Below are 23,895 nucleotides of genomic sequence, written 5' to 3'. Positions count from 1 at the left end.
ATGCGCGGCGACCTGGTCCGAAAGCTGGCCGCCCGGTGCCTGACCACCGGGTTGGCCGTGCTGGCCTTCGTCGTGCTGGCGCTGACCGGCGCCACCGGCTGGGGGCTGGCGTTGGCAGTCGCCGCGCTGGCCGCCTCGGCCGCCGAGCAGCGGATCCGGCCCGGCGCCGACCTGGTGGCGGAGACCGCGTTGATCGCCGCGGCGATCATGGTCGGTTACTCCCGGCGGCTGGACGACGGGCTCGACCTCGCGTTGGTCGCCACCGGGCTGGTCCTGCTGGGTCTGGTGCTGCTGGTGGGGCCGCTGCGCACCGCCGGCGGTCTGGAGATCCGCACGGCCAACCTGCCGGTACGCGCCTGGACGCCGCTGATCGCCGACCGGCTCGGCACGGCCCTGCTCGGGCTGCTCGCCGCCCTGGCGCTCGCCGCCGCGCTCGCCCTGCCGGCCGGTGTGGCCCTGGCCGCCAGCCTGCTGGTCGGGGCGGGCGCCGGTGCGGTCGCGCTGGACCTGGCCCGGCGACGGTTCCGGCCACGCGCCGGTGGCGGGTCGGTGGCCGCCGCGCTGCGCCGGCACCAGCCGGAGTTCCTGCTCTACTTCTCCGCGCCTCCCGGCTCGGAATACCAGGTCACCATGTGGCTGCCGTACCTGGAACGGATCGGCCGACCGTTCCTGGTCGTGCTGCGTGAGCCGGAGTTCCTGGCCCCGATCGCGGCGGCCACCGACGCGCCGGTGGTCTACTGCCCCACCCTGGGGGCGATGGACCAGGCGTTGGTGCCGAGCCTACGGGCGGCGTTCTACGTCAACCACGGTGCGAAGAACAGCCACTGCGTCCGCTTCACCCAGCTCACCCACATCCAGCTGCACCACGGCGACAGCGACAAGGCGCCGAGCGCCAATCCGGTGTCGGGGATCTTCGACCGGATCTTCGTGGCCGGGCAGGCGGCGATCGACCGGTACGCCCGCGCCGGAGTGCAGATCCCGGCCGACAAGTTCGTGGTGGTGGGTCGTCCACAGGTCGAGTCGATCGAGGTACGCCCGGAGCCCGCACGAGGGTTGGCGCACCCGACGGTGCTCTACACGCCGACCTGGACCGGGCACCACGCCGACGCCGACTACTGCTCGCTGCCGGTGGCCGAAAGCCTGCTGCGCCGACTGTTGGAACGCGGCGCGACGGTGATCCTGCGAGCCCACCCGTACACCACGCAAAACCCGGCCTCGGCCCGGCAACTGGGCCGCCTGACCGAACTGCTCGTCGCCGACCGGGCCCGCACCGGCCGTCAGCACGTGGTCGGCGCGGCGGCTCGGGAGCTGAGCCTGACCGAGTGCGTCAACTCCGCCGACGCGCTGGTCTCCGACGTGTCCGGAGTGATCTCGGACTTTCTCTACTCCGGCAAGCCGTACGCGGTCACCGACATGGGCGACGAGGGCGACCGGTTCGTGGAGCGGTTCCCGCTGGCCGGGTCGGGTTACGTGCTGCGTCGGGACATGTCCAACGTGGACGACGTGCTGACCGCCCTGCTGGACACCGACCCGCTGGCCGAGGCCCGCTGGGCCACCCGCCGCCGCTACCTGGGTGACTTCCCGGCCGAGTCGTACGCCGAGGCGTTCCTGGCCGCCGCCCGCCGGGAGCTGGCACCGGCCGAGGCGCTCACCGCGACCGCACCGGCATAGCCGCTCAGCGGTACGGATCCAGCAGCGCCAGCACCGCCGCCGGGTCCTCCACGTGCGCGTTGTGTCCGAGACCGGGCAGCGTGGCGACCGGTACGCCGTACTCCTTGAGCTGTTCGTCGGCGACCATCGGGTCGTTCTCCCCACGCGCCAGCACCACCGGCACGTCGGTCGCCGCCAGCAGCGCGGCCAGGTCGGGCTCGCCGACGGCGAAGGCGGCCGGGTCCATGGCGAGGCGCCACCGGCCGTCGACCTGGCGCAGCCCGGCTTCCACCACCGGGTGGTCCGGCGGGACCAGACCGGTGAGCCCGGCGACGCGCAGGTAGCGGCGAGCCGCCTCGGTGCGGGTGGCGAACCAGCTCACCGGTCGGGCAGCGAGCTCGGCGGCGCGGGTCAGCTCAGCGGGTGACCACTGTGCCTTGATGCCGAGGCCGACGACCGCGTCGACCGGCATCCCGGCGTCGCGGGCGGCCAGCGCCAGGCCGACCACCCCACCCAGCGAGTGCCCCAGCACGACGAGCCGGTCGTCCGGAGCGAGGGCCTGCCCGATCCGTTCCGCGAGACCGGCGAAGGAGTACGAGGGCAGTGGCGACGCCCAGCCGTGGCCGGCGAGGTCCGGTGCCAGCCACCGCCCGGGCCAGTGCTGCTCGAGGTACGGCGCCCACCGCAACCACACGTCTCCGGTCGCCCCCATGCCGTGCAGCAGCAGCAGAACCGGCCTTCTACCACCCGATTTCTCCACCACGGCCGCAGTGTCCCACGGTTCACCGCCAGGTACGAGAGGCGTCACCCGCGCTACGAAGATCCACTGTAGTCTTCGCCCTCGGACCGGGAGCGCCGTCCGTCGATCCCGCCCCGGAGAGGAGCCCACCGTGCTCAGAATTGTCGGACCAGCGCTGGTGGCGGCCCTGACGGCCGCCACGCTCGGCGCGCCGCAGACATCCCACGCGCCCGTCGCGTCGTCGACCGCCGGCTTGGCTGGTGCGTCGGTCGCGGCGGCCGACCGGGTCCTGCGGGTCTACAACAACAACATCGAGAACCTGGTGGTGAACAACTCCGACGGAAGCTGCACCCGCATCTCCGGACCGGACCACCTGAGCTCGATCCTGGTCGACGACGCCGGTCGCACCGGCACCAGCGGCGTGCTGGCGCCCGACATCCTGATCGTGCAGCAGGTGCGCGGCACCGGCCAGGCCGAGGCGTACGCCGACCAACTGTCGGCGAAGTTCGGCTACCCGGCGGGCAGCTACGGGGCGATCGTGGCGTGGGACGACCCGGAGCCGTGGGGAAGCACGCACCGGTGCAGCTCGGCGTCGCTCGGAGACCTCAAGAAGAAGCAGACCAACGCCATCGTCTGGAACAAGCGGACGCTCAACCTCGCCAGTGGCGACATCTCGAAATACTGGAGCGCGGGCTGGCTCAAGCCGGGCACGGCGTACGCCAACGGCGCCGGGTGCACGCTCTACAAGCCGCCGAACAGCGACCCGGACAGCACCGACTACTACAAGTGGAAGCGGACCAGCGCCATCGCGGCCCGGTTCACCATCAAGGCGACCGGCGCGAGTGTGTTCGCCGCGACCATGCACCTGCCGCAGGAGAACCGGCAGAACGCCTGCGCCGGCGACGGCGACCGGGGTATCGCCGACAGTGGCATCCACCTCGGTGCGGACGCGACCGCGCTGCTGAACGCGTCCACCATCCGCGTGGTGGGGATCGACGCGAACCGCACCGGCATCGCCCCCGGCACGCTTGGCGGCTACGGCATGACCGGGTACGGTTCGGCGGCCACCAGCGGCTCCAGCAAGATCGACTATTTGTTCGTCAAAGGCAGCGTGCAGTCGTCCGCAGTCGACCACACGGTCGTCGGGACGAAGTCGAACCACAAGGCGCTGTACGGCTTCATCACCTACTGACCGCACAGCCGACGACGCCGCGGGCGCCGGCCCCTTGTGGGAGACGGCGCCCGCGGCGGTCAGGGTGCCCGGGTCAGGCGGAGTAGCCCCGGCTGGTGATCCAGTTGGCCAGGTCGATCGTGGTGATCCAGTACGACGGGTCGGCCGGGTTCGCCGAGTCGGCGATCCGAACGGTGCGACCGTTGTCCTTGTAGCCCACCACGGCGATGTAGTGCCCGCCGCCGTAGGAGTGCCACCCGCCGTCGGTGTCGACGGCGTCCCCGACGACGTTGGCGACCACGCCCCGGCCGTCGGTGACGGCCTTCACCACGTCGGCCTGGAGGCGGTCCATCTGGGCCGGGCTGGGCGCGCCGGGGAACATCCGGGTCCGGTACGGGGAGCCCTTCACCTCGGCGTTGAGCACCCGGGTGGTGTCCTCGGCCGAGTTGGTGCCCATCTCGGTGGTGCCCAGTTCGGCACCGAGCTCCTCCTGGGTGCGGTCGATGCCCGCGGCGCTGAGCGCGTTCCGGGTGGCCGCCGGGCCGCAGTTGTAGTAGGTGTTCTGCGCCTCGTAGTCGTAGTCGAGGACCTTCGTCGCGGGCGGCTTCGGCGGCGTGGGCTTACGGGTGAGGTCGGGGTTGCTCTTGGCCTTGGCGGCGGGCGACGCGGCGCTGGTGGCCGGGGCGGCCGTGGTCGGCGCGGCGCTGGCCGAGGGGGACGCGTCCCGGGCCTCACTGCGGGAGGCGGCGACGTCGCTGCGCATCTCGGCGACGGTGGTCGCGGTGCGCTGGCCGGCCGGGGCGTCGTCGGCAGTGGTGAGCAGGGCGCCGGTGGTGGTGGCGATCGCGAGGGCTGCGGCGGAGGCGGCGACGATCTGGTACGGGCGCTCGGTGGCGAGGCGACGGAGCTGACGCTGCAGGGTGTGCTTCACGGGGTCCTCCACGGATCGGGGGGTGAGCGGCACACCGGGGCCGGACCGGTATCCGGGCAGGCGCCAGCGCGCGGACCGTGGTCCGCGGGTGTGAACCGCTCAGGGGAACGCCCGGATCGGCCGGGCGGGAAAGGCGATGACCCGGGGGTCAGCTCACCGTCACGCGACGAATGAGCGGGTGCACCGCCGCGCCGTGGAGGCGAGGGAACAACCGAGGGGTGGAAAGGTGCTGCACGAGGATGGGACTCCTTCCGACACCGCCTACCGGGTTAGCTGACGGATTCGGGCGGGAAGACGCCCTACCGCGGGCCGTGGCTCGCGGATTCACCCCGGACTTACTGGTGGGTCCCCGGTTCGTTGATCACGATTAAGCGGGTCGATGCGGCGTCGCGTCTTGCGATCGGTTACCGCACCGGACGGGACGACACTACTGGCGTCTCAACGCCCTGCCAAGCCAGGTTCACCTGCGTAAACCCCAATTGGCACCACAATTTCTGCGCGTAATGCCGATGATGTGACTCGATGGGACAACCAGTTACGGCGACGCCTACGGGCGACAACCGGACAGGCCGCAAAGAACGCGGCCAGAATCGCGCGAACAATCCCATCGATCGCGTCGGACGTCCGATTTCTTGATTGGGTGACCGGCCTCACATAACGGATTGGGCTCAACCCACCCGGGCCGGGCGCCACAGTGCCACGACGGCGGGACGCAACGCCCCGGCGACCGTGCGGCGCGCGGGGACCAGGGTCGGGCGGAGCCGGGACGCCGCCGCGTACGCCTCCTCGGCGAGGGCACGGGCCGACTCGGCGGCCAACTCCGCGTCGCGCCAGGCGACCCGCTCACGGTCGGCGGCCACCCGGTAGTCGGTCGATCGCGCATCCCGGATCACCCGGCTGATCAACACCTCCTGCTCGACCGGGTGTCGCCGGGGATCCCAGCCGCGCCGGTGTCCGAACACGTCGCCGAGCTGCGCCATGGTCAGGCCACCCCGCCAGTACGCCGCCATCGCCGCCCGGTGCAGATAGCGTTCCCGGGCGGCGTACTCGGCGGGGGTGTGCGGGGTCTGCGGGGTGGGCAGTGCCCCCGCGCCGGCGAAGCGACGCGCGGCGGCGTCCGCCTCGTCGTACGCGATCCAGGCCTGCTCCAGCTGTTCCTGAGCGGTCAGCCAGGCGGCACGCCGCCGCTGGGCGGTGGTGGCCGCGCGGGCCGCGGCAACGGCCACTTCCTCGGCGTAGCGGCGCCTGTCGACAGCCTCGGCGGCGGCCACCTCCTGCGCGGTGGGCCCGGCCGGGAGCGGGTCGCCGGTGAGCCGGGCCCGTTCGGGGCGGGCGGCCAGCACGGTGAGCAGGCCCAGGGTCAGCAGGAGCAGCGTCGACCAGATGGCGGCGGCCCGCGGCACCTCGGTCACGAACTGGTAGAAGACGACGGTCTCCATGGTCGGCACCTCGGGGAGAGAGAGCAGTGCGATGGAAAGCCGCGCCGACCAGCGGGCCACGGCGGGCCACGGGTCGGCGGGTCAGGGAGCGGGGTGGGTCGACAGGGCGCGGCGGCGGGACGGTCGTCCCGGTGGCTCAGCGCCCGGGTGGGGCCCGGGAAGCCCGACCGCTCGCACTGTCGACGAGGGGCAGCCGGTCAGATTCGGCCGCGCTGGCCGGCAGCACGCCGGCCGTCATGGTGCCCTGATCGCCGGGGAGCGCCACCGGCGCGTCGACCGACCAGGTCGGGGCCGCCTCCTCGGTGGCCTTCGCCGGGGCCGGACGGGCCGCGCCGGGTGACCCCGACCCGACGGCGTCGGCACCACCGTCGCCCGGCGCACGGCCGGCGTTGGTGACGGTTGACCCCGTTGGCCCGACGTGTCGGCAGGAGGCCGCCAGCGAGCCGGCGACAGTGGTCGGCACCACGCTCGACGTGGGCCCCGGGCCGGGCGTCGACGTGGCGGCCGTGGCCGGGCCTGCGCCGAGCGCCAGGGCCGCGACGACGGCGAGGCTGGTCAGCACCCGAGTCGCCCAGCGCGCCACCCACCACAGCGGACAGGTGAACGCAACCGGAAGCACGTCCCCACGCTACGCCTCGCGCCGACCCGGGCGCATCGACCACGGGCGTGTCGGATCACGCCGCGCCGACCCCCTTTGACCAGGGTGGACGCCGTCAGCGCAGGTCGACGTACGGTGATCGACCGCCGGCCTGACCGACCTCGTCGGCAGGTCCGTCGACCTTGCCTGGGGCGATGCTCGCGGGGTCTCGTGCGTCGTCGCCGGCCGCGCGTTGTCGGGGGACGGGCGCTGGACGGGCCGCGCGCCGCGGCGCGAGCCGGCGCATCATCGGGGTTTCGACGAAGCGGTGCAGCAACCCGGCGAGGATCAGGTTCGCCGCCAGGAAACCGAGCACCACGGCCGGGCCGCGCCAGCCTCCGAAGCCGATCCCCCAGGTTCCGCTCCACCGCAGCACGCTCGTCATCACCAGCACGTGCACCAGGTAGAAGGCGAACGAGACCTCACCGAGCCAGACCAGGGGCCGGGACCGCCACGGCGAGCGCCGACCCCGCACGTCCGCGTCCGCGGCAGCGGTGATCACCAACAGGTACGCGACCGCGAGCAGCGTGGTCCACAGCTCGGCGCGGATCCACTGCGCGGCCACCACCCAGGTGACCAGGAAGATCCCGCTGGCCACTGTCAGTTTGGGACCGCGCCAGAGCCCCCGGCGCATCAACTCGGCCGCCACCGCGCCCAACCAGAACTCCAGCGACCGCACCGGCGGGAAGACCTGGGTGAACCACCAACGGCTTACCTCCGGCACCAACTCCTGTGCCGGCCAGAGCGCGAGGATCAGCAGCGGCAGCGCGACGATCAGCGCCCAGAGCAGCTTCGGCCGGGCCCGGCGCAGCAGTGGCAGCGCCAGCGGCAGGCAGAGGTAGAAGAAGAACTCGCAGGACAGCGACCAGCTGACGGTGTTGATGCTGTAGAACCAGCCCGGCCGGGGGTCCCACGCCTGCAACAGCAGCAGGTTCTCCAACGCCGCCGCCGGCAGGACCGGGTCGGCGAACCACCAGGCGACCACCAGCGTCGCCACGAACAGCACCAGGTGGTTCGGGTAGATCTTGGCGATCCGTCGCCGCCAGAAGGTCCGCCGCGAGTCGCCCTCGCGGGCCGACCAGACCAGCACGAAACCGCTGAGGATGAAGAAGAACTGCACCCCGGAGAGACCGAGGGTGAACAGCGCGTCGATGACGGCCTTGTAGTCCGGCTCGGCGATGATCCGCATGGTGCCGGCGTGGAAGCCGAAGACCAGCAGAGCGGCGATCCACCGCAGCCCGGTCAGCGAGGGCAGCCGGGGCGGGGCCGGTGCGGGCTGGGCGGCCGACGTCGCGGCGACGCTCGTCATGCCGGGATCCCGGCGCTCGGCAGGGTCACCAGCACTGTCGTAGCCTCCTCGGCGCGGCGTCGGACGGCGCGACGGCGACGCCCACGACGACCCGGCAGGGCCGCACCGAGGCACCCTACCGGGTCACTCCCGGGTGAACCGGACGCATCCCACCCGCCCCACGAGCCCCCGCTCCCCGGGCCGGGAACCGCCCACCGGCTCGGCGTTAACCTCCCGCTGGGCGGGAGTTCAGAGAGTCCACCATCGGCGGCAACGTCAGGTTCCGGGCCCGGCCACCCGGGTCGTCGAAGGTGGCGGACGTGGTCAATGAGCCGACGCACGCACCGCTGCTGAGCATCGTCGTGCCCGTGTACGGCGTCGAGGCGTACCTGTACCAGTGCCTCGAGTCGATCCGGGCCGACATCCCGGCGAGCGAGTCGGACGCGGTCGAGCTGATCGCCGTCGACGACGCCTCCCCGGACGGCTGCGGCGACATGCTCCGCTCGTACGCGGTCAGCCGTGACGGCGTGCGCGTCGTGCACCTGAGCAGCAATGTGGGTCTGGGGCTGGCCCGCAACGCCGGGCTCGACGTGGCCAACGGCCGGTACGTCTGGTTCGTCGACAGCGACGACTGGTTGCCACCGGGCACGATCGCCGCGGTGCTGGACCGGCTGCGCCAGCACCAGCCCGACGTGCTGATGCTCGACCACCTGCGGGTGCACGAGGACGGCCGGCGGGAGGTCGACGCGAGCAGCCCGCTGCTGCGCGGGATCACCGGCGTGACCCGGTTGGCCGACCGGCCGCACCTGCTGCGGGTGCAGCACACCGCCTGGAACAAGGTGGTCCGCCGGGACTTCATGGACGAGCTGGAACTGCGGTTCTTCCCCGGCTGGTACGAGGACATCCCGTTCAGCCACCCCCTGCTGATCGGGGCCGAGAAGATCTCCGTGCTGGACCGGGTCTGCTACCTGTACCGCCAGGGCCGCCAGGGCGCGATCACCTCCACCCGCAGCGGGCGGCACTTCGACGCCTTCGCCCAGTACGAGCGGCTGATGGACTGGGTCGCCCGGAAGCACCCGGACGAGCGGTTGCAGGCCGAACTGTTCGAGCTGATGATCAGCCACTACCTGGTGGTGGTGGGCAACGATGGCCGGCTGCACCCACACCTGCGGCGCGACTTCTTCCACCGGGCCGCCGCGCACTACCGTCGCTACCTGCCGACCGGCGGCTACCCGCTGCCCCCGGGCGCGACCGGGCTCAAGCACCGCCTCGTCGGGCGGGGTGACTGGCTGGCGTACTCGGCGCTGCGCCAGGCCCACCGGGTCGCTGGTCGCCTGCGTCGATCCGGCCCGCTGGGCAGCGCCGAGGGCGGTTCGGTCGCCGCCGACGAGGACCCGGGGCGAGGTACGAGCGCAGGGTCGACGCGCGACGGTGGGCTCGCGCCGGAGCGGCGTGACGCGCTGGCCGGCGGCCGGCTGCCGTGATCGCCCCCACCGCTGAGCACGCCGGGAGTCGGGATTGCTCCCGGCGCCCTGATTTTCCAGGTCTTCCGCCCGCCGGGTGGACGACGACAGCACCACCGCACCCCGGTGCGGGCGTACCTGAGCAGAGGTCGGAATGACAGCGACAATCAAGATCGGACCGCACGCGGTCGGTGCCGGGGAGCGACCGTTCGTGGTCGCCGAGATGTCCGGCAACCACAACGGCGATCTGAACCGGGCGCTGGCCATCGTCGACGCGGTGGCAGCGAGCGGGGCGCACGCCCTCAAGCTCCAGACGTACCGGCCGGACACCATCACCATCGACGTCGACACCCCGGCCTTCCGAATCTCCAGCGGGCACGAGCTGTGGGGCGGGGAGAACCTGTACCGCCTCTACGAACGCGCGCACACCCCGTACGAGTGGCACGCCCCGATCTTCGAACGGGCCCGCGAGCGTGGCCTGACCGTCTTCTCGTCGCCGTTCGACGCGACCGCCGTGGAGCTGTTGGAGTCGCTGGACGCGCCCGCGTACAAGATCGCCTCGTCGGAGCTTGTCGACCTGCCGCTGATCCGGCTGGTGGCCAGCACCGGCAAACCGATGGTGATCTCCACCGGAATGGCGACGGTCGCCGAGATCGACGCCGCCGTGCGCACCGCGCGGGCCGGCGGCGCGGCGGGCATCGTCCTGCTGGCCTGCACCGCGTCCTACCCGGCCCCGCCGGCCGACAGCAACCTGCGCCGGTTGCCGGTGCTGGCCGGCGCGTTCGACGTGCCGGTCGGACTCTCCGACCACACCCCCGGCATCGGGGTGGCGGTCGCCTCGGTGGCGCTCGGTGCCTGTTTCATCGAGAAGCACGTGACGCTGGACCGGGCCGACGGCGGTGTGGACTCGGATTTCTCCCTGAACCCGGCGGAGCTCACGGCCCTGGTCGCCGAGTCCGGCCGCGCGTTCGAGGCGCTGGGCGGCACCGCGATCGGACCGACCCCCGCGGAGCGGGAGGGGCTCCGGTTCCGCCGGTCGCTCTTCGTGGTCGAGGACGTCCGGGCCGGCGATCCGGTGACGGCGCACAACGTCCGCTCGATCCGGCCGGCCGGTGGGCTGGCCCCCGTGGAGATCGACCGGGTCCTGGGCCGCACCTTCACCACCGACGTCCCCCGCGGCACCCCCCTGAGCTGGGACCAGATCTAACCCCAGGCCCTAACCCGCCCCGCCCTGTCCCGCCCGGCCCTGTCCCGCCCGGCCCCGTCGATCTTGCAGTTACTGTCCCGACGTAAGGCGTGAATGCCGCGATTCGGCGTCAGAAAGTGCAAGATCGCCGGGTGGGAGGGTCGGGGCGAAGCCGACGGTGATCACCAGGTCGGCCAGCCGCAGGGTCCGCCAGACTGCCGGTCCGTCGGCCGGCGTGCCCAACCCGTGCCGATGCCACCAGGACGCCACGGGCATGTCGGCCAACTTGCAGTAGCACTCGGCGCGGGTCCACCGGGCCCAGAAGTCGTTCGTGCCGAACCGGCGGGCCAGCGCAGGGGGCACCGGGGCGTCGGCGCGTTCCGCGTCGATCGCCACCCGCCAGCCGGGCACCGACGGGCCGTACCAGCCGACGCAGCGCCCGTCGTCGAGGTGACTGCGGGTCACCGCATCGGCAAGGGCGGCCGGTGACCCGCAGCGCAGGTGCCGCTCGGCGGCGGCCAGTAACGCCGGCACCGGACGGGTCACGGCGGAGGCGCTCACCCTTGGCGACACGGCCGCCTGGGCACCGACAACCGGCCGCGCCGGATCGGCCACGCCGCCCACCCCCGGCGACACGGCCGTCAGGGCACCGACAACCGGCGGCGCTGGTTCCGCTGGGAGGAGACCCGGCCGCTGGTCAGATGGCGGCGGCACCGTCCACCACGATGACCTGGCCGTTGATGTTGGTGTGTTCCCGGAGCAGCATCCGCACGACCGGGGTGACCTCCACCGGCTCGGTCAGGTGACCGGTCGGGGTGCGGCGCACGATCTGGTCGAGCTGGGTCGGACCGAGCACGGCGGACATCTCCGAGGCGAAGAAGCCGGGCGCGACCGAGTTGACCAGCATCCGGCCGCCCAGTTCGCGGGCGAGCGAGCGGGTGGCGGCGTCCATGCCGCCCTTGGTGGCCGAGTACGCGACGAGACCCGGGAACCCACGCTGCCCGCAGATCGAGGTGATGTTGACGATCCGCCCGCGCAACCCCTTGGCGAGCATCCGGCGGATCACCAGTCGGGTCAGCTGCAGTGGGGCCGTCAGGTTGGTCTCGATGATCCGGGCGATGTCGTCGGCGGCGGTGTGCGCGTGCAGGGAGTCCTGCCCCATGGCGGCGTTGTTGACGATGCCGTCGATCGGGCCGAGGTGCTGCTCCACCTCGCGGACGAAGCTCTGCGCGGCGCGCAGGTCGGTGACGTCCACCGAGCCCACGTGCACCCGGTCGGGGTGCTCGGCGGCGAGCTTCTCCAACTCCGGGGTGATGGTGCGGGCGAACGCGGCGACGCGTACGCCGGCGTCGAGCAGGTCGGTGACGATGGCCAGGCCCAGGCCACGGGAACCGCCGGAGACGAGGACCACGGAGCTGGGCGGGACGAGCTGGTTGTCGGCTGGCTCAGACATCGCTCTTCAGGGTCTCCTTGACGGGAATGTCGGTCAGGACGCGAATGCGGCGCGGCACCGCGTGCTCGGGGAGCCGGTCGGCGCACCAGCGGACCAGCGCGGCCTCGTCGGTGTCCACAGAGGATGAATCGAGGACCACCTCAGCGACCACCATCCGCCCGAGCACCGGGGCGCGGCGGCCGGTCACCCGGGCCCAGGCCACCGCCGGATGAGCGGCGAGCACACCGCGGACCACACCGGCGGAGACCTTGCTACCACCGACGTTGATCTCGTCGGAGTCGAGTCGGCCGGTGATCAGCACGCGGCCGTCGAGCACCTGCACCCGGTCCCCGGTGCGGATCGGGCCGGCGAGACCGGCCCCGTGGTACGGGGAGGTGACCACCAGTTCGTCGTCGTGGACGGAGAGCGTCGGTCGGCCCGGGGTTTCCCGGCCCAGCCAGTCGACCGGGAACCCGGCCCGTCCGTCGTGCACCACAATGGACGCCCCCACCTCGGAGGACGCGTAGATCCAGGAGATCCGGGCCGTCGGGAAGACCTCCCGCAGCTGGTCCAGGATCGCCTGGTCCACCGGTTCCCCGCCGAGGGTGATCTGGCGCAGCGGCACCCGGGCGAGGGCCTCGGCGTCGCGGTAGAGGGTGCGCCGCCAGAAGGTCGGGGTGCCGGAGGCCGCGTCCACCCCGTGGGTGGCCGCGACGGTGGGCCAGTCGTCCAGCTCGTCGGGCTCGACCACCACCAGGTGCTGGCCGGGCTGGGTCAGCGACAGGGTGACGACCTGCCACCAGGCGTACGTGCCGGGGGCGTACGGGCAGAGCCAGGTCCGGTCGGGCTGGTCGGCCCGCACTGTGGTCAGCGTGTCGAGGGTGTGCCCGACCCGCTTCGGACGCCCGGTGGAGCCCGAGGTCAGCAGCCAGAGTCGGCCCGGCTCGGCGGCTCGCGGCCGGGCCGGTGCGCTCGGGTGCACGCCGTCGTCGTCGAGGACGCCGACGGTGAACCCGGCCTCCAGCAGCTCGGCGCGCATCACCGCGTCAACCCGACTCGCGGTGCTGAGCAGCAACTCGGTGCCGTGCACGGCATGCTGCCGCGCCGCGGTGAGCGCGTGCACGGCCGAGCGGGCGAGCACCGCCGCCGGGTCGGGCAGTGTGGGCGTCGGCAGCGAACGCCAGGCCAGCGTGACGCCACCGACGACGAGCCGGTTGTCGACACCGGCTGGCTCCGGGCTGGCGGGGGTCGGGGGGCGCGACGTCGCGACGGTCACTGGTGTTGAAGCTCGACGAGGAAGTCGAGGACGTCCCCGACGGTGGCGATGCGACGGAGCCCGGGGGCGTCGAAGTTGAGCTCCTCCCCCGTCTCGTCCTCCACCCGCAGGGCCAGCTCGGAGAAGTCGAGCGACCGGAAGCCGATCTCCCGCAACTGCGCCGCGTCGTCCGCGGGCAGCTCCTTGTCCTGATTCTTCAGCACCTGAGCCATGAGGTCGCGGATCTGCGCGCGACTCAATTCGTTCATGCGCCGAAGTCTACAACCCAACGAATGCGTATCCGATTTCCCGGTAGGCCCGGGTAAGGTGCCGGGACCCGACGTGAACGGCTAGGAAAGCGAGACGCACGTGCTGCGCGAAGCGACGGCGGACGACGTTCATCTGATGTTGTCCTGGCGTAATCAGGAAACCAATCGACAGGTCAGCAAGACCAGTCACGAGATCACCGCCGTTGAGCACGCCCGCTGGTGGTCGGCGGTCCGCGACGACCCGTCCCGGCGGGTGCTGGTGTACGTCCGCGACGACCACCCCTGCGGTGTGGTCACCTTCTTCGACCTGCGGTTGGACGGCCCTCGGACCGGCGCGTGGGGCTTCTATCTCGACGCCGACGGTCTGGACGCCAGGGGCGAGACGCTGCCGGCCTGGCTGGGCGTGATGCGGGAGGCCGTCGAGTACGCCTTCGACGGGCTGCACCTGGATCGACTCGACGGCGAGGTGCTCAGCCACAATACCGTCGTACGACAGATGAACCGACGTTTCCGATTCGTCGAGGGCACGCCGCGACAGGAACTGTCCGACGGCCGGGAAATCACCGTCGTGCCGATTTCCCTCGCTCGGGCGGACCGTCGCCAGCGCTGATTGGCGGACCATTTTCCGAAATGGACCGGAACCATTAACCGACAGTGCTCCCGGTGGACATCCGCCGTTCACGAATAGCGGTGTCCACCGGGGTGCGATCGGTCAGACGCGCCGCCAGGCGGCCCAGTGCTGGGCCGGGTTACCGCCGAGTCGAACGAAGCCGTAGGCCGCCCCGTCCCAGTCGTCGGCCTGTCCGGGTGCCCAGCGGGCGAACACGACCTGGGCCGCCGCCGGCGGCTGCCCGACACCGAACCACCGGACGTCGGTCCAGGTCACCTGGTGGCTGAGGTTGAACCGCAGGACGTAGTGCACGCCGGTCGAGGCCCACACGCGCTCGCCGGGGCGTACGCCGACGTCCGCCACCCGGGGCGTCGGGGCGGTGCTCTCGACGGCCGGTCGGACGATCCGTTGGTCGATCACCTGCATCGTGACGAGGTTGACCACCACGAGGGCGCCGAGGATCGGCAGACGCAGGCGGGGCACCCGGGCCGCGGCGACGAGCACCACACAGCCGGCGATGCCGACCAGCGACCCGACCACCGGTCGCAACTGATGCCAGCCCCCGGTCAACGCCACCAGGTCCGGCGCGCTGAAACCGCCGTAGCGCAGCTGGTGGCCCTGGCTGGCCACGTACGCGAGTCGGGCCGCGATCAGCGCGCCGCCACCGACCAGCAACGCCACCGCGACCGCCGCCCGGCGCAGCACCACCCGCCAGCCGGCGGTGAACAGCACCCCCACGCCGACCAGCAGCCAGAACGGCGCGAGCATCTGCACGTACCGGCCGTAGATCGCGTCCAGCGGCTTGCCGGTGATGCCGGACAGGATCACCGACGCGCCGCCGGCCACCCCGACGGTCACCACCAGTGCCACGCCCATCGTCCAGCGGGCCGCGTCACCGTGCCGCGGACGCCACAGCTCGCGGACCGCCCCGGCCCAGGCCACCCCGGCCAGTCCGAACGTGATCACCACGAGGTACCAGAGCTGGGTGGTGACCGCGGCGCTCACCCGGACCACGCCCTGGGCGGAGGCGATCGCGTCGAGCGTGCTGCCGCCGGGAGTGCTGCCGAGCAGGTAGACCTTGCCGCCGAGGTGGCGGATGGCGGCCTCGTTGACGAGTGCCATGGCGAGCACCGGCAGCAGCGCCGCGAGCACGACGGGCGGGTTGATCCGGCGGCGGACGAACAGCAGCAGGACCAGCCCGGCGTGCACGGCCACGATCACCAGGCCGCGGGAGTGCAGCAGGTGGAACCCGCCGACGAGCAGGCCCACCGTGGCGGCGGCGAGCGGGCCGGTCCGGGTGATCCAGCGGTGCACGGCGAGCAGCCAGGCGACCACGAGCGGCGCCATCACCGCGTCGATCATGGCGACGCCCGCGTAGAAGGCGGTGGCCGGCAGGGTCGCCGCCGCGACCGCGCCGAGCAGCGCGTACGAGCGGCGCAGCTGAAACAGACGACGACCGAACAGGTACGCCAGCGGCAGCAGCGTCGAGTTCACCATCGCATTGATCAGCTGGACGATCCGGTAGCTGTCGGTGAAGTCACGGTCCCCGAGGAACGCCGGCGAGATCAGCATCGGGTAGCCGACCCGGCGCAGCAGGTCGTTCTCGCTGCTGAAGCCCCCCGGACCGCCGGCCAACGCGCGGGCGGTGTTCAGATAGCTGTCCTCGTCGGTGTGCGCGATGGGCAGCGCTATGTGCCGGGACCACCACATGCGCCAGGCCACGCTGAGCACCCAGCCGACGACCAGCAGCAGCGGCACCAGCCACCGTCGGGCGGGCGGGTCGCTCGGCGTCCCGGCCGCCACCACCGGCCGTTCGATCACGTCACTACCGGGTGCCATGAACGCCTCCAGAATTGCCGGCCGTACCGGGCCCGCGCGGATCCGACGGGCCCCGGCCGGCGTCGGTGACACCCGGGGTGGCCCGCTCGCACCGAGCCGGTGTGGATGTCGGGTGAACGCCGGACCCGGCTGCGCGCCGGGCTGCCGGGTCGTTCGCGCGGTCACTGTAACGGCCCGGTCGGGCCAGGTCAGCCCACATCCGGGACGGTCGGAAGTGTTCGCCTGCGCGGTGTTCGGCATTCACAGGAGCAGAGGTTGCGGTTCACCCGCGAGCGCCGGGGAGTTAACCCGCCATGGCTAGCGTGTCACCCCGGTCGGCCGGCCCAGGGCCGCTCGTTCATCCACGAACACGGGAGCACCACATTGAGTGAGTTGAATGGATCGTCCATTCTGATCACCGGGGGAACTGGTTCCTTCGGCAGGACGTTCCTCCGGCACATCCTCAACGAGGCCGACCCCGCCCGCGTGGTGGTGTTCTCCCGCGACGAGCTCAAGCAGTACGAGCTGCGCCAGCAGCTCGGTGACGACCCGCGGCTGCGCTGGTTCATCGGCGACATCCGGGACCGGCACCGCCTCACCAGAGCCATGCACGGCGTCGACCACGTGGTGCACGCCGCCGCACTGAAGCAGGTGGACACCGCGGAGTACAACCCCTCGGAGTACATCGCCACCAACATCACCGGCTCGCAGCACGTCGTCGACGCGGCGATCGAGGCCGGCGTCAAGAAGGTCATCGCGCTCTCCACCGACAAGGCGTCCAGCCCGATCAACCTGTACGGCGCGACGAAGCTGGTCGGCGACAAGCTGTTCGTCTCGGCCAACCACTACGCCGCCCAGCACCCCACCCGGTTCTCGGTGGTGCGCTACGGCAACGTGGTGGGCAGCCGCGGCTCCGTGGTCCCGCTGTTCCGCCGGCTGGCCGCCGAGGGCAAGAGCCTGCCGATCACCGACAAGCGGATGACCCGCTTCTGGATCACCCTGGACCAGGCCGTGCAGTTCGTCATGGACTCGTTCGACCAGATGCAGGGCGGCGAGCTGTTCGTACCCCGCATCCCGAGCATGCGCATCCTCGACCTGGTCGAGGCCGTGGCCCCGGACGCCACCACCCACGAGATCGGGATCCGGCCGGGCGAGAAGCTGCACGAGGAGATGATCGCGCCCGACGACAGCCGGCGGACGCTGCGCGCCGACGGTCGGTTCATCGTCCAACCGACCATCGCCACGTGGGGCTACCAGGCGCCGATCGACTGCGACCCGGTGCCGGACGGCTTCGCCTACCAGTCGGACACCAACGACGAGTGGCTCACCGTCGAGCAGTTGCGCGACATGCTCGGCATCAACGGATGACGGGGATGCTCCCGTACGGCCGGCAGTCGATCAGCGAGGACGACGTCGCAGCCGTCGCCGACGTGCTGCGCGGCGACTGGCTCACCACCGGTCCGCAGGTCGACGCCTTCGAGGCCGACCTCGCCCAATGGACCGGCGGAGTCGGTGTCGCCGCCGTCTCCAACGGCACCGCGGCGCTGCACGTGGCGTACGCGGCGGCCGGGGTGGGGCCCGGCGACGAGGTGGTCGTGCCGCCGATGACGTTCGTGGCGACCGCCAGCAGCGCGGTCGCCCTCGGCGCGAAGATCGTGTTCGCCGACGTCGAGGACGAGACGTTCTGCCTCGACCCGGCGGCGGCCGCCGCCGCGGTCACCTCGCGCACGAAGGTCGTCGCCGCCGTCGACTACGCGGGCCACCCCGCCGACTACGACGCGCTACGCACGTCGATCGAGGGCAGCGACGCGCTGCTGCTCGCCGACGCGGCGCACTCCATCGGCGGGACGTACCACGGTCGGCCGGTCGGTTCGCTCGCCGACCTCACCACGTTCTCGTTCTTTCCCACGAAGAACCTGACCACCGCCGAGGGTGGCGCCGTCGCGGCGCTGGACCGGGAGATCCTGAAGCGCGCCCGCCGGTTCCGTGGCGTCGGCGTGGTCCGCGACCGCGACGACCTGCGGTTCCCGGACGAGGGCGGCTGGCACCAGGAGGTGCACGAGTTCGGGCTGAACTACCGGCTGCCGGACGTGCTCTGCGCCCTGGGCCGCAGCCAACTACGTCGGCTCGGCGAGTTCACGGCCCGCCGCAGCGCCCTGGTCGCCCGCTACGACGAGGCACTGGCCGACCTGGACGGCGTACTGCTGCCCAACCGCAGGTCGTGGGCCGACCCGGCCTGGCACCTCTACCCGATCCGGGTGCTCGACGGACGTCGCCGCGAGGTGTACGACCGGATGCGCGCCGCCGGCATCGGCGTCCAGGTCAACTACATCCCGGTGCACTGGCACCCGGCCTTCGCCGACCTGGGTTACCGGCGCGGATCCTGCCCGGTGGCCGAGTCGTTCTACTCCCAGCAGCTGTCGCTGCCGCTGTACCCGGGGCTCAGCGACGCCGACCAGGACCGCGTCATCGACGCGCTGACCGCCGCGGTGCGCGGCGGCCTCGTGCGTCCCGCCGCCTGATGGGAACCTGATGCACCACGCCAACCACTTCTACGGCCACGCGCACGTTCTGGCCCGCTACGCCGGCCTCGGCGACCGGCACCCACCCCGGATCAACGGGTACGTGCAGCACGGCTGGAACATCGGTGACGGCCTGGCCCCCGGCCACCCGTACGCCGAACGCACCCCCAGCCTGCTCTGGTCGGAGCAGACCCGCCGCCGGGCCTGGTCGGTGGGGCGACGCAACGTGGTGGTCATCGGCGCGCCGTTCAGCTACCTGTTGGCCATGCGACCCGAGGAACCACCGGCCGAGGAGCGGGAGGGCACGATCTGGTACCCGTTCCACGGCTGGGAGGGTCAACACGTCAAGGGCGATCACCGCAAACTGATCGCCCTCATCCAGGACACCGAGCCCGGCCCGGTCACGGTCTGCCTGTACTGGCACGAGTACCGGATGCGCAACGTACGCCGGCTCTACGAGCGCGCCGGGTTCCGGGTGATCTGCCACGGCTACCGGGGACACTGGTGGAAGGACACCGATCCGGAGTTCCTCGACCGGCAGCTCACCGAACTGCGCCGCCACCGCCGGGTAGCATCCAACCGGCTGACCAGCGCGATCTTCTACGGCATCGCGGCCGGATGCGAGCCGGCGGTCTATGGCGACCCGATGATCCTGTCCAACGAGGACCCCACCTTCGGCGGCACCGCTCGGATCCGACGGCAGTGGCCGCAGCTGCACGGCACCACTCTCGACCTGCCCACCGCCGTCGAGATCGCCCGCGCCGAGCTGGGCACCGACCACCGCTGCACCCCCGCCGAGCTTCGCGAGCTGCTCGGTTGGGCGAACCTCCAGGAGGAAGAGGAAGACAGTGACGACTGAGACCGCACCCGCCGACCGGATCACCCTGCCGGGCGGCGAGATGCTGGCCTGGTCGGACCTGCCGCAGGAACGGTTGGCCAACGGCGGGCCGCTCGCCGCGCTGGCCGCACTGCTGGTGCCGCCCGGCGCCCGGGTCCTGGTGGCCGGTCCACACGACCCGGCACTGCTCGACCAGCTCACCCACGCCGAGGTCACCTGCCTGCTGCGCAGCCACCCGGACGCGGTGGCGCTGGCGGACCGGGCCGCCCGCGTGGTGGTGGGCGGCCCGGCCGGGCTACCCGACGACGAGACGTACGACGTGGTGATCGCGGCTGCCGGGCTGGACCCGGTGGAGTCGGTGGAGGGCACCCGGCTCGGCTGGGACGCCGTGCTGGCACGACTCGTCGCCGCGATCCGGCCGGGCGGCGCGTTGCTGCTGCGCCTGGACAACCCGCTGGGCCTGCACCGGCTCGTCGACACCAGCCCCTGGTACGCCCGCCGCGACGACTCCGCCTGGACCATCGGCGGCGTGCTGGACCGCGCCCACCCGGCCAACCGGGACCAGCTGCGCGAGCGGCTCGGCGCGGCGGGGCTGCGACCGGCCGCGTGCTGGGCCGCGTACCCCGATGTCAGCACCCCGACGGCGCTGCTGGACGCCGACCACCTCGACCGGGACGCGGGCTCCGGCCTGTTCGACGCCGTGCTGCACGGCGCCTGCGCCGGGGGTTTCACCAGCGCCACGGTGCTCCAGGACCCGGCCCGGCTGGCGGTGGACGCGCTGCACGCCGGTCGCGCCGCCGACCTCGCACCGGGCTGGCTGACCCTCGCCCACCGGCCCGCCGACGGCACCGACCCGACAGCGCCGACCGCCGGGGCGGACCTGCCGGTGGCTCTCGTGCAGACCGGTCGCCCCGGCATCGGCGTGCTGGAGGTGCTGCACGGCCCGTCCGGTTGGCGCTGGGGGCTCATCCCGGCCACCGACGCGACGACCCCGGCCGCCGCGCCGTTCGCCAGCCGCCAGGCCGCCTACCGCGACGCCGACGCGGTATCCGGACCGGTGCCGTCCGGCCGGCTGCTGCGTACCCTGCTGCTCGACGCCTCGCTGCGCCGCGACCTGACCACCCTGCGCGCGCTCCTGCACGGGTACGCGGGCTGGCTCGCCGGCCAGGCCGATGCCGACGGCCGGATCGCCGGAGCGGCGGCGTTGGCCGGCACCGACAACATGGTGGTCGACGGCGAGCGGTACGCGGTGCTCGACCCCAGCTGGCGGGCCACCGCCGCGTTGCCCGCCGACGTGGTGCTCGCCCGCGGGCTGTGGCGCTTCGCCGCGGGCCTGCTCACCGGCGGGTACGCCCACCCATGGTCGTCCACTCTCGACGTCGCGGGCCTGACCGTGGTGCTCGGCGGACTCGCCGGCCACGACCTCGACCGCGCGACAGTCAGCGAGGCGATCGAGGCCGAGGCGGCCATCGCCGCCGCGCTGCACGGGCTCGACGCCGACGGCACTGTCGGCCTCGCCACCGAACTGCACGCCGTCACGCCGACCGACCCGCCGGTCGGCGGGCACAGCTACCAGCAGCTCCGCGAGGCGTGGCTGCGCCAGCGCGAGGAACTCACCCGGTTGGCAGCGCTGACCGCGTGGACCGAGGAACTGCTCACCTCGCGGGAACGGGCGCTGCGCCGGGCCGAGACGACGATCAGCCTGCTCAGCGGGTCGCTCAGCTACCGGGTGGGCCGGCTCGCCATCACCCCGGCCCGGCTGGCCAAACGGGGTGCCCGCGCCGCCAAACGCCGGGCCACCGCGGTGCTCGCACCCAAGCAGGAGGAGCAGCAGTGACCCGCGTACCGGTGCCCGAGGCCCCCACGGACGACGCGGGGCTGCGGATCGTCGGCATCGTGCAGGCTCGGATGGGTTCGTCCCGGCTGCCCGGCAAGGTGCTCCGCCCACTCGCCGGACGCTCAGTGCTGGGCCGGGTCGTACGCGCCGCCCGGGACAGCGGCGTCCTGGCCGACCTGGTCGTCGCCACCAGCACCGACGCGGTCGACGACGCGGTGGCCGCCGAGTGCGAGCGGCTCGACGTGCCGTGCCACCGCGGGCCGGTCGACGACGTGCTCGACCGGTTCGTGGGCGCCCTCGCGGCGCACCCGGGAGACGCCGTCATGCGGTTCACCGCCGACTGCCCCCTGCTCGACCCGGAGATCATCACCCTGGTCGCATCGGTGTACCGGGCGGTCCCCGGGCTGGACTACGCCAGCACGTCCATCGCCCGGACCCTGCCCCGAGGGCTCGACGTCGAGATCATCCGAGCGGAGACGCTACGCACCCTGGGCCGGCTCGCCACCGACCACCACCGCGTTCACGTCACCTCGTACGCGTACACCCATCCGGAGCTGTTCCGGGTGCTCGGGGTGACGCTCACCCCGGACCGCTCCGCGCTGCGGCTCACCCTCGACACCGAGCAGGACTGGACGCTGGTCAGCGCGATCATCGACCACTTCGGTGACGTCAGCGTGCCGCTGGCCAAGCTCGCCGACTGGCTCGACGGCCAGCCCCGGCTGCGCGCGCTCAACGCCGACGTCCGACAGAAGCACCTGGAGGAATCCTGAGCACCCTGAGGGTCGGGTTGCGCTGCGACGCCGGTCCACGGCGCGGCGTCGGCCACCTCGTCCGCTGCCTGGCGCTCGCCGAGGAGTTCCTCGCCCGGGGCGCCGAGGTCACAGTGTTCGGCACCGTCGAACGGCTCGACTGGGCAACCGCGGAGCTGGCCGCGCGGGGCATCCCGCTACTTCCCGGCCCGGAGTCGGCGGCCGACCTGGTCGAGGCGGCCCGCCGTCACCACCTGGACGTGCTGGTCCTCGACTCCTACGAACTGGACCCGGCCGGAGCCGGCGCCGTGCGCGCCGCCGGCGTCCACACCCTCGCCATCATCGACGGCGACAGCCGGGGACAGGTCGCGGACCTCTACCTCGACCAGAACTTCGGAGCGGAGCTGCCCGAGCTGGGGGCCACCGCGGCACTGCCCGGCCGGCTGCTCGCCGGCAGCGGGTACGCCCTGCTGCGCGACACCGTGATCAGCGCCCGGCCGCCGGTGGCCCCGCCCGCCAGGGCGGTCAGCCGCCCCCGGGTGCTGGCCTTCTTCGGCGGCACCGACGCGGTCGGCGCGGCCCCGGTCCTGACCCGGGTGCTGGCGGCCACCGGTCACCCGATGGACCTCACGGTCATCGTCGGTCGACCCGAGATCGAGGCGGAGGTCGACGATGTCGCCCCCGGCCGGGGGCAGACCATCCGGGCGGTCCCGCCCACCACCTCGCTGCCGGCGCTGATCACCGAAGCCGACCTGGTGGTGAGCGCCGCCGGCACGTCCACCTGGGAACTCTGCTGCCTCGGCGCACCCGGCGCACTGGTCTGCGTGGTCGACAACCAACGTGAGTCGTACACCCGGGTGGTTCGTCACGGCCTGGCCGCCGGGCTGGGCGAGCTGCCGGAACTGACCGCGAGCGGCGTCGCCGGACGAGCCGCCCGCGCGACGGCGGCGCGGACCCTGCACGGGCTGCTCAGCTCGCCGCAGCGGCGCGCGACACTCGCCGCGCGCGCCTGGTCCACCGTCGACGGCCAGGGCCGGGCGCGGGTGGTGGACGCGGTGTTCGACGCCGTACGCGCCGCCACGGTCCCGAACTGACCGCGTAGTCCCCCTCGAACGCGACCTGATCCGGGATCGGGCACGATCTTGGCCGGGGTTGACGCCGGACGCCACTAGCACGGGTGTACGAAAGTGCTGCTAGGGTGGCCGTATGACGCAGGCCGCCTACCAGCCGTCGATGCTCGACCTGGCCGACGCCGGGCCGACCCTGGGGCCACTGCCCGGCCAGATCCGCCGGCACCAGCTCAGCCGGGGTGCCTGGGTCGACCACCTCCCCGGCTGGGTGCGCGGCTCCGACACCGTCCTCGACACCCTGCTCACCGAGGTGCCCTGGCGTGCCGAACGGCGCACCATGTTTGACGCCGAGGTCGACGTGCCCCGACTGCTCTGCTGGTACGACGGTGCGAGGCAGCTCCCCCACCGCGTCCTCACCTCCGCACGGGCCGCACTCACCGAGCACTACGCGCCCGAGCTGGGCGAGCCCTTCGTCACCGCCGGCATGTGCCTCTACCGGTCCGGGCGCGACAGCGTGGCCTGGCACGGCGACACCATCGGTCGCTCGGCGCACACCGACACCATCGTCGCGATCGTCTCCTTCGGATCACCCCGGCCGCTGCTCCTACGCCCACGCGGCGGCGGCGGCGGCGAGAGCCTGCGCTTCCCGGTGGGCCACGGCGACCTGATCGTCATGGGCGGCTCCTGCCAACGCACCTGGGAACACGCCATCCTCAAGACCACCCGTCCGGTGGGCCCCCGGGTGAGCGTCCAGTTCCGCCCCCACAACGTCGCCTAGCCCAAACCCACCCGACCCCTGCCCTGCCCTGCCCCGCCCCGCCCCGCCCGCCGATCTTGCACTTTCGGACGCCTTTATGCACCTCTTGCGGTGCTTTGCCGGTGCAGGAAATGCAAGATCGGCGCGAGCGGGGCCGGGCAGGGCGCGCGGGGCCGGGCAGGGCGCGCGGGGCCGGGCAGGGCGCGCGGGGCCGAGCAGGGGGCGGGTGAGGGC

22 protein-coding genes and 1 riboswitch are annotated in these 23,895 nt (G+C 72.6%); of the genes, 12 read left to right on the top strand and 10 right to left on the bottom strand.

Annotation, left to right across the window (positions count from 1 at the left end; translation table 11 throughout):
- Positions 1-1,671, top strand: a complete 1,671-nt coding sequence (locus tag ACIBEF_RS24275) for a CDP-glycerol glycerophosphotransferase family protein (RefSeq protein ID WP_396795439.1) — start codon at positions 1-3, stop codon at positions 1,669-1,671.
- Between the two features lie 4 nt (positions 1,672-1,675).
- On the opposite strand, the gene ACIBEF_RS24270 is transcribed toward ACIBEF_RS24275, so the two are convergent.
- Complete coding sequence (locus ACIBEF_RS24270; RefSeq protein WP_396795438.1) at positions 1,676-2,413, bottom strand: alpha/beta fold hydrolase; 738 nt, start codon at positions 2,411-2,413, stop codon at positions 1,676-1,678.
- Positions 2,414-2,540: 127 nt separating this feature from the next.
- On the opposite strand from ACIBEF_RS24270, the gene ACIBEF_RS24265 reads away from it, so the two are divergent.
- Complete coding sequence (locus tag ACIBEF_RS24265; RefSeq protein WP_396795437.1) at positions 2,541-3,581, top strand: hypothetical protein; 1,041 nt, start codon at positions 2,541-2,543, stop codon at positions 3,579-3,581.
- Between the two features lie 73 nt (positions 3,582-3,654).
- Here ACIBEF_RS24265 and ACIBEF_RS24260 read toward each other — a convergent pair whose 3' ends face one another.
- The 4 genes from ACIBEF_RS24260 to ACIBEF_RS24245 all read right to left on the bottom strand — a co-directional run bounded on the left by ACIBEF_RS24260 (position 3,655) and on the right by ACIBEF_RS24245 (position 7,876).
- The gene (locus ACIBEF_RS24260) at positions 3,655-4,503 is read right to left on the bottom strand and encodes a C39 family peptidase (RefSeq protein ID WP_357261542.1); all 849 of its coding nucleotides are present in this window, start codon (positions 4,501-4,503) and stop codon (positions 3,655-3,657) included.
- A gap of 231 nt (positions 4,504-4,734) precedes the next feature.
- Positions 4,735-4,875, bottom strand: a riboswitch (cyclic di-AMP (ydaO/yuaA leader).
- Between the two features lie 284 nt (positions 4,876-5,159).
- Entirely contained in the window at positions 5,160-5,930 is a 771-nt protein-coding gene (locus ACIBEF_RS24255) for a hypothetical protein (protein ID WP_396795436.1), read from the bottom strand.
- Positions 5,931-6,066: 136 nt separating this feature from the next.
- Positions 6,067-6,549, bottom strand: a complete 483-nt coding sequence (locus ACIBEF_RS24250) for a hypothetical protein (RefSeq protein WP_396795435.1) — start codon at positions 6,547-6,549, stop codon at positions 6,067-6,069.
- A 94-nt stretch (positions 6,550-6,643) separates the two neighbouring features.
- Positions 6,644-7,876 (bottom strand): acyltransferase family protein, encoded by a 1,233-nt coding sequence (locus tag ACIBEF_RS24245; protein ID WP_396795434.1) that lies wholly within the window; start codon positions 7,874-7,876, stop codon positions 6,644-6,646.
- 299 nt (positions 7,877-8,175) lie between these two features.
- Here ACIBEF_RS24245 and ACIBEF_RS24240 point away from each other — a divergent pair, with 299 nt between their 5' ends.
- Both ACIBEF_RS24240 and pseI read left to right on the top strand, forming a co-directional pair.
- Entirely contained in the window at positions 8,176-9,339 is a 1,164-nt protein-coding gene (locus tag ACIBEF_RS24240; protein WP_396795433.1) for a glycosyltransferase family 2 protein, read from the top strand.
- A 133-nt stretch (positions 9,340-9,472) separates the two neighbouring features.
- Positions 9,473-10,525 carry a pseudaminic acid synthase gene (gene pseI / locus ACIBEF_RS24235; protein WP_396795432.1) on the top strand — a complete coding sequence of 351 codons (1,053 nt, stop codon included), beginning with the start codon at positions 9,473-9,475 and terminating at the stop codon, positions 10,523-10,525.
- 69 nt (positions 10,526-10,594) lie between these two features.
- Here pseI and ACIBEF_RS24230 read toward each other — a convergent pair whose 3' ends face one another.
- The 4 genes from ACIBEF_RS24230 to ACIBEF_RS24215 all read right to left on the bottom strand — a co-directional run bounded on the left by ACIBEF_RS24230 (position 10,595) and on the right by ACIBEF_RS24215 (position 13,460).
- Positions 10,595-11,050, bottom strand: coding sequence for a hypothetical protein (locus tag ACIBEF_RS24230; protein WP_396795431.1), 456 nt, complete (start codon positions 11,048-11,050; stop codon positions 10,595-10,597).
- A 151-nt stretch (positions 11,051-11,201) separates the two neighbouring features.
- Complete coding sequence (locus ACIBEF_RS24225) at positions 11,202-11,957, bottom strand: SDR family NAD(P)-dependent oxidoreductase (protein ID WP_396795430.1); 756 nt, start codon at positions 11,955-11,957, stop codon at positions 11,202-11,204.
- The gene (locus tag ACIBEF_RS24220; protein WP_396795429.1) at positions 11,950-13,212 is read right to left on the bottom strand and encodes an AMP-binding protein; all 1,263 of its coding nucleotides are present in this window, start codon (positions 13,210-13,212) and stop codon (positions 11,950-11,952) included. Before ACIBEF_RS24220 ends, ACIBEF_RS24225 begins: the two co-directional genes overlap by 8 nt.
- Complete coding sequence (locus ACIBEF_RS24215) at positions 13,209-13,460, bottom strand: acyl carrier protein (protein ID WP_091401397.1); 252 nt, start codon at positions 13,458-13,460, stop codon at positions 13,209-13,211. The genes ACIBEF_RS24220 and ACIBEF_RS24215 overlap by 4 nt, the downstream gene beginning before the upstream one ends.
- Before the next feature lie 100 nt (positions 13,461-13,560).
- On the opposite strand from ACIBEF_RS24215, the gene ACIBEF_RS24210 reads away from it, so the two are divergent.
- Positions 13,561-14,070, top strand: coding sequence for a GNAT family N-acetyltransferase (locus ACIBEF_RS24210; RefSeq protein ID WP_396795428.1), 510 nt, complete (start codon positions 13,561-13,563; stop codon positions 14,068-14,070).
- 102 nt (positions 14,071-14,172) lie between these two features.
- Here the strand turns inward: ACIBEF_RS24210 and ACIBEF_RS24205 are convergent, their stop codons facing one another.
- Positions 14,173-15,909: a hypothetical protein gene (locus ACIBEF_RS24205; protein WP_396795427.1), complete on the bottom strand. Its 1,737-nt coding sequence runs from the start codon at positions 15,907-15,909 to the stop codon at positions 14,173-14,175.
- A 363-nt stretch (positions 15,910-16,272) separates the two neighbouring features.
- On the opposite strand from ACIBEF_RS24205, the gene pseB reads away from it, so the two are divergent.
- From pseB to ACIBEF_RS24170, 7 genes are all read left to right on the top strand, one after another.
- Positions 16,273-17,256: a UDP-N-acetylglucosamine 4,6-dehydratase (inverting) gene (gene pseB, locus ACIBEF_RS24200; RefSeq protein ID WP_366611567.1), complete on the top strand. Its 984-nt coding sequence runs from the start codon at positions 16,273-16,275 to the stop codon at positions 17,254-17,256.
- On the top strand, positions 17,253-18,410 hold the full coding sequence (locus ACIBEF_RS24195; RefSeq protein ID WP_396795426.1) for a DegT/DnrJ/EryC1/StrS family aminotransferase: 1,158 nt from the start codon (positions 17,253-17,255) through the stop codon (positions 18,408-18,410). Before pseB ends, ACIBEF_RS24195 begins: the two co-directional genes overlap by 4 nt.
- A gap of 10 nt (positions 18,411-18,420) precedes the next feature.
- Positions 18,421-19,269, top strand: a complete 849-nt coding sequence (locus ACIBEF_RS24190; protein ID WP_396795425.1) for a hypothetical protein — start codon at positions 18,421-18,423, stop codon at positions 19,267-19,269.
- Positions 19,259-21,085 (top strand): class I SAM-dependent methyltransferase, encoded by a 1,827-nt coding sequence (locus tag ACIBEF_RS24185; RefSeq protein ID WP_396795424.1) that lies wholly within the window; start codon positions 19,259-19,261, stop codon positions 21,083-21,085. Before ACIBEF_RS24190 ends, ACIBEF_RS24185 begins: the two co-directional genes overlap by 11 nt.
- 41 nt (positions 21,086-21,126) lie before the next feature.
- On the top strand, positions 21,127-21,855 hold the full coding sequence (locus ACIBEF_RS24180; RefSeq protein WP_396795456.1) for a cytidylyltransferase domain-containing protein: 729 nt from the start codon (positions 21,127-21,129) through the stop codon (positions 21,853-21,855).
- Positions 21,852-22,928, top strand: coding sequence for a PseG/SpsG family protein (locus ACIBEF_RS24175; protein ID WP_396795455.1), 1,077 nt, complete (start codon positions 21,852-21,854; stop codon positions 22,926-22,928). The genes ACIBEF_RS24180 and ACIBEF_RS24175 overlap by 4 nt, the downstream gene beginning before the upstream one ends.
- Before the next feature lie 112 nt (positions 22,929-23,040).
- A complete protein-coding gene (locus ACIBEF_RS24170) occupies positions 23,041-23,682 on the top strand; it encodes an alpha-ketoglutarate-dependent dioxygenase AlkB (RefSeq protein ID WP_396795423.1) in 642 nt (213 codons plus the stop codon).
- The last annotated feature ends 213 nt before the right edge of the window (positions 23,683-23,895 follow it).

Origin of the sequence: Micromonospora sp. NPDC050795 (genome assembly GCF_044456785.1) — a bacterium.
GTDB lineage: Bacteria > Actinomycetota > Actinomycetes > Mycobacteriales > Micromonosporaceae > Micromonospora.
This window is presented reverse-complemented; position numbering and strand designations above follow the sequence as displayed.

Coding starts and splice junctions, on each gene's coding strand:
- ACIBEF_RS24255 (WP_396795436.1), bottom strand. CDS start 5,930: ATGGAGACCGTCGTCTTCTACCAGTTCGTGACCGAGGTGCCGCGGGCC.
- ACIBEF_RS24215 (WP_091401397.1), bottom strand. CDS start 13,460: ATGAACGAATTGAGTCGCGCGCAGATCCGCGACCTCATGGCTCAGGTG.
- ACIBEF_RS24195 (WP_396795426.1), top strand. CDS start 17,253: ATGACGGGGATGCTCCCGTACGGCCGGCAGTCGATCAGCGAGGACGAC.
- ACIBEF_RS24170 (WP_396795423.1), top strand. CDS start 23,041: ATGACGCAGGCCGCCTACCAGCCGTCGATGCTCGACCTGGCCGACGCC.
- ACIBEF_RS24205 (WP_396795427.1), bottom strand. CDS start 15,909: ATGGCACCCGGTAGTGACGTGATCGAACGGCCGGTGGTGGCGGCCGGG.
- ACIBEF_RS24245 (WP_396795434.1), bottom strand. CDS start 7,876: ATGACGAGCGTCGCCGCGACGTCGGCCGCCCAGCCCGCACCGGCCCCG.
- ACIBEF_RS24275 (WP_396795439.1), top strand. CDS start 1: ATGCGCGGCGACCTGGTCCGAAAGCTGGCCGCCCGGTGCCTGACCACC.
- ACIBEF_RS24190 (WP_396795425.1), top strand. CDS start 18,421: ATGCACCACGCCAACCACTTCTACGGCCACGCGCACGTTCTGGCCCGC.
- pseI (WP_396795432.1), top strand. CDS start 9,473: ATGACAGCGACAATCAAGATCGGACCGCACGCGGTCGGTGCCGGGGAG.
- ACIBEF_RS24225 (WP_396795430.1), bottom strand. CDS start 11,957: ATGTCTGAGCCAGCCGACAACCAGCTCGTCCCGCCCAGCTCCGTGGTC.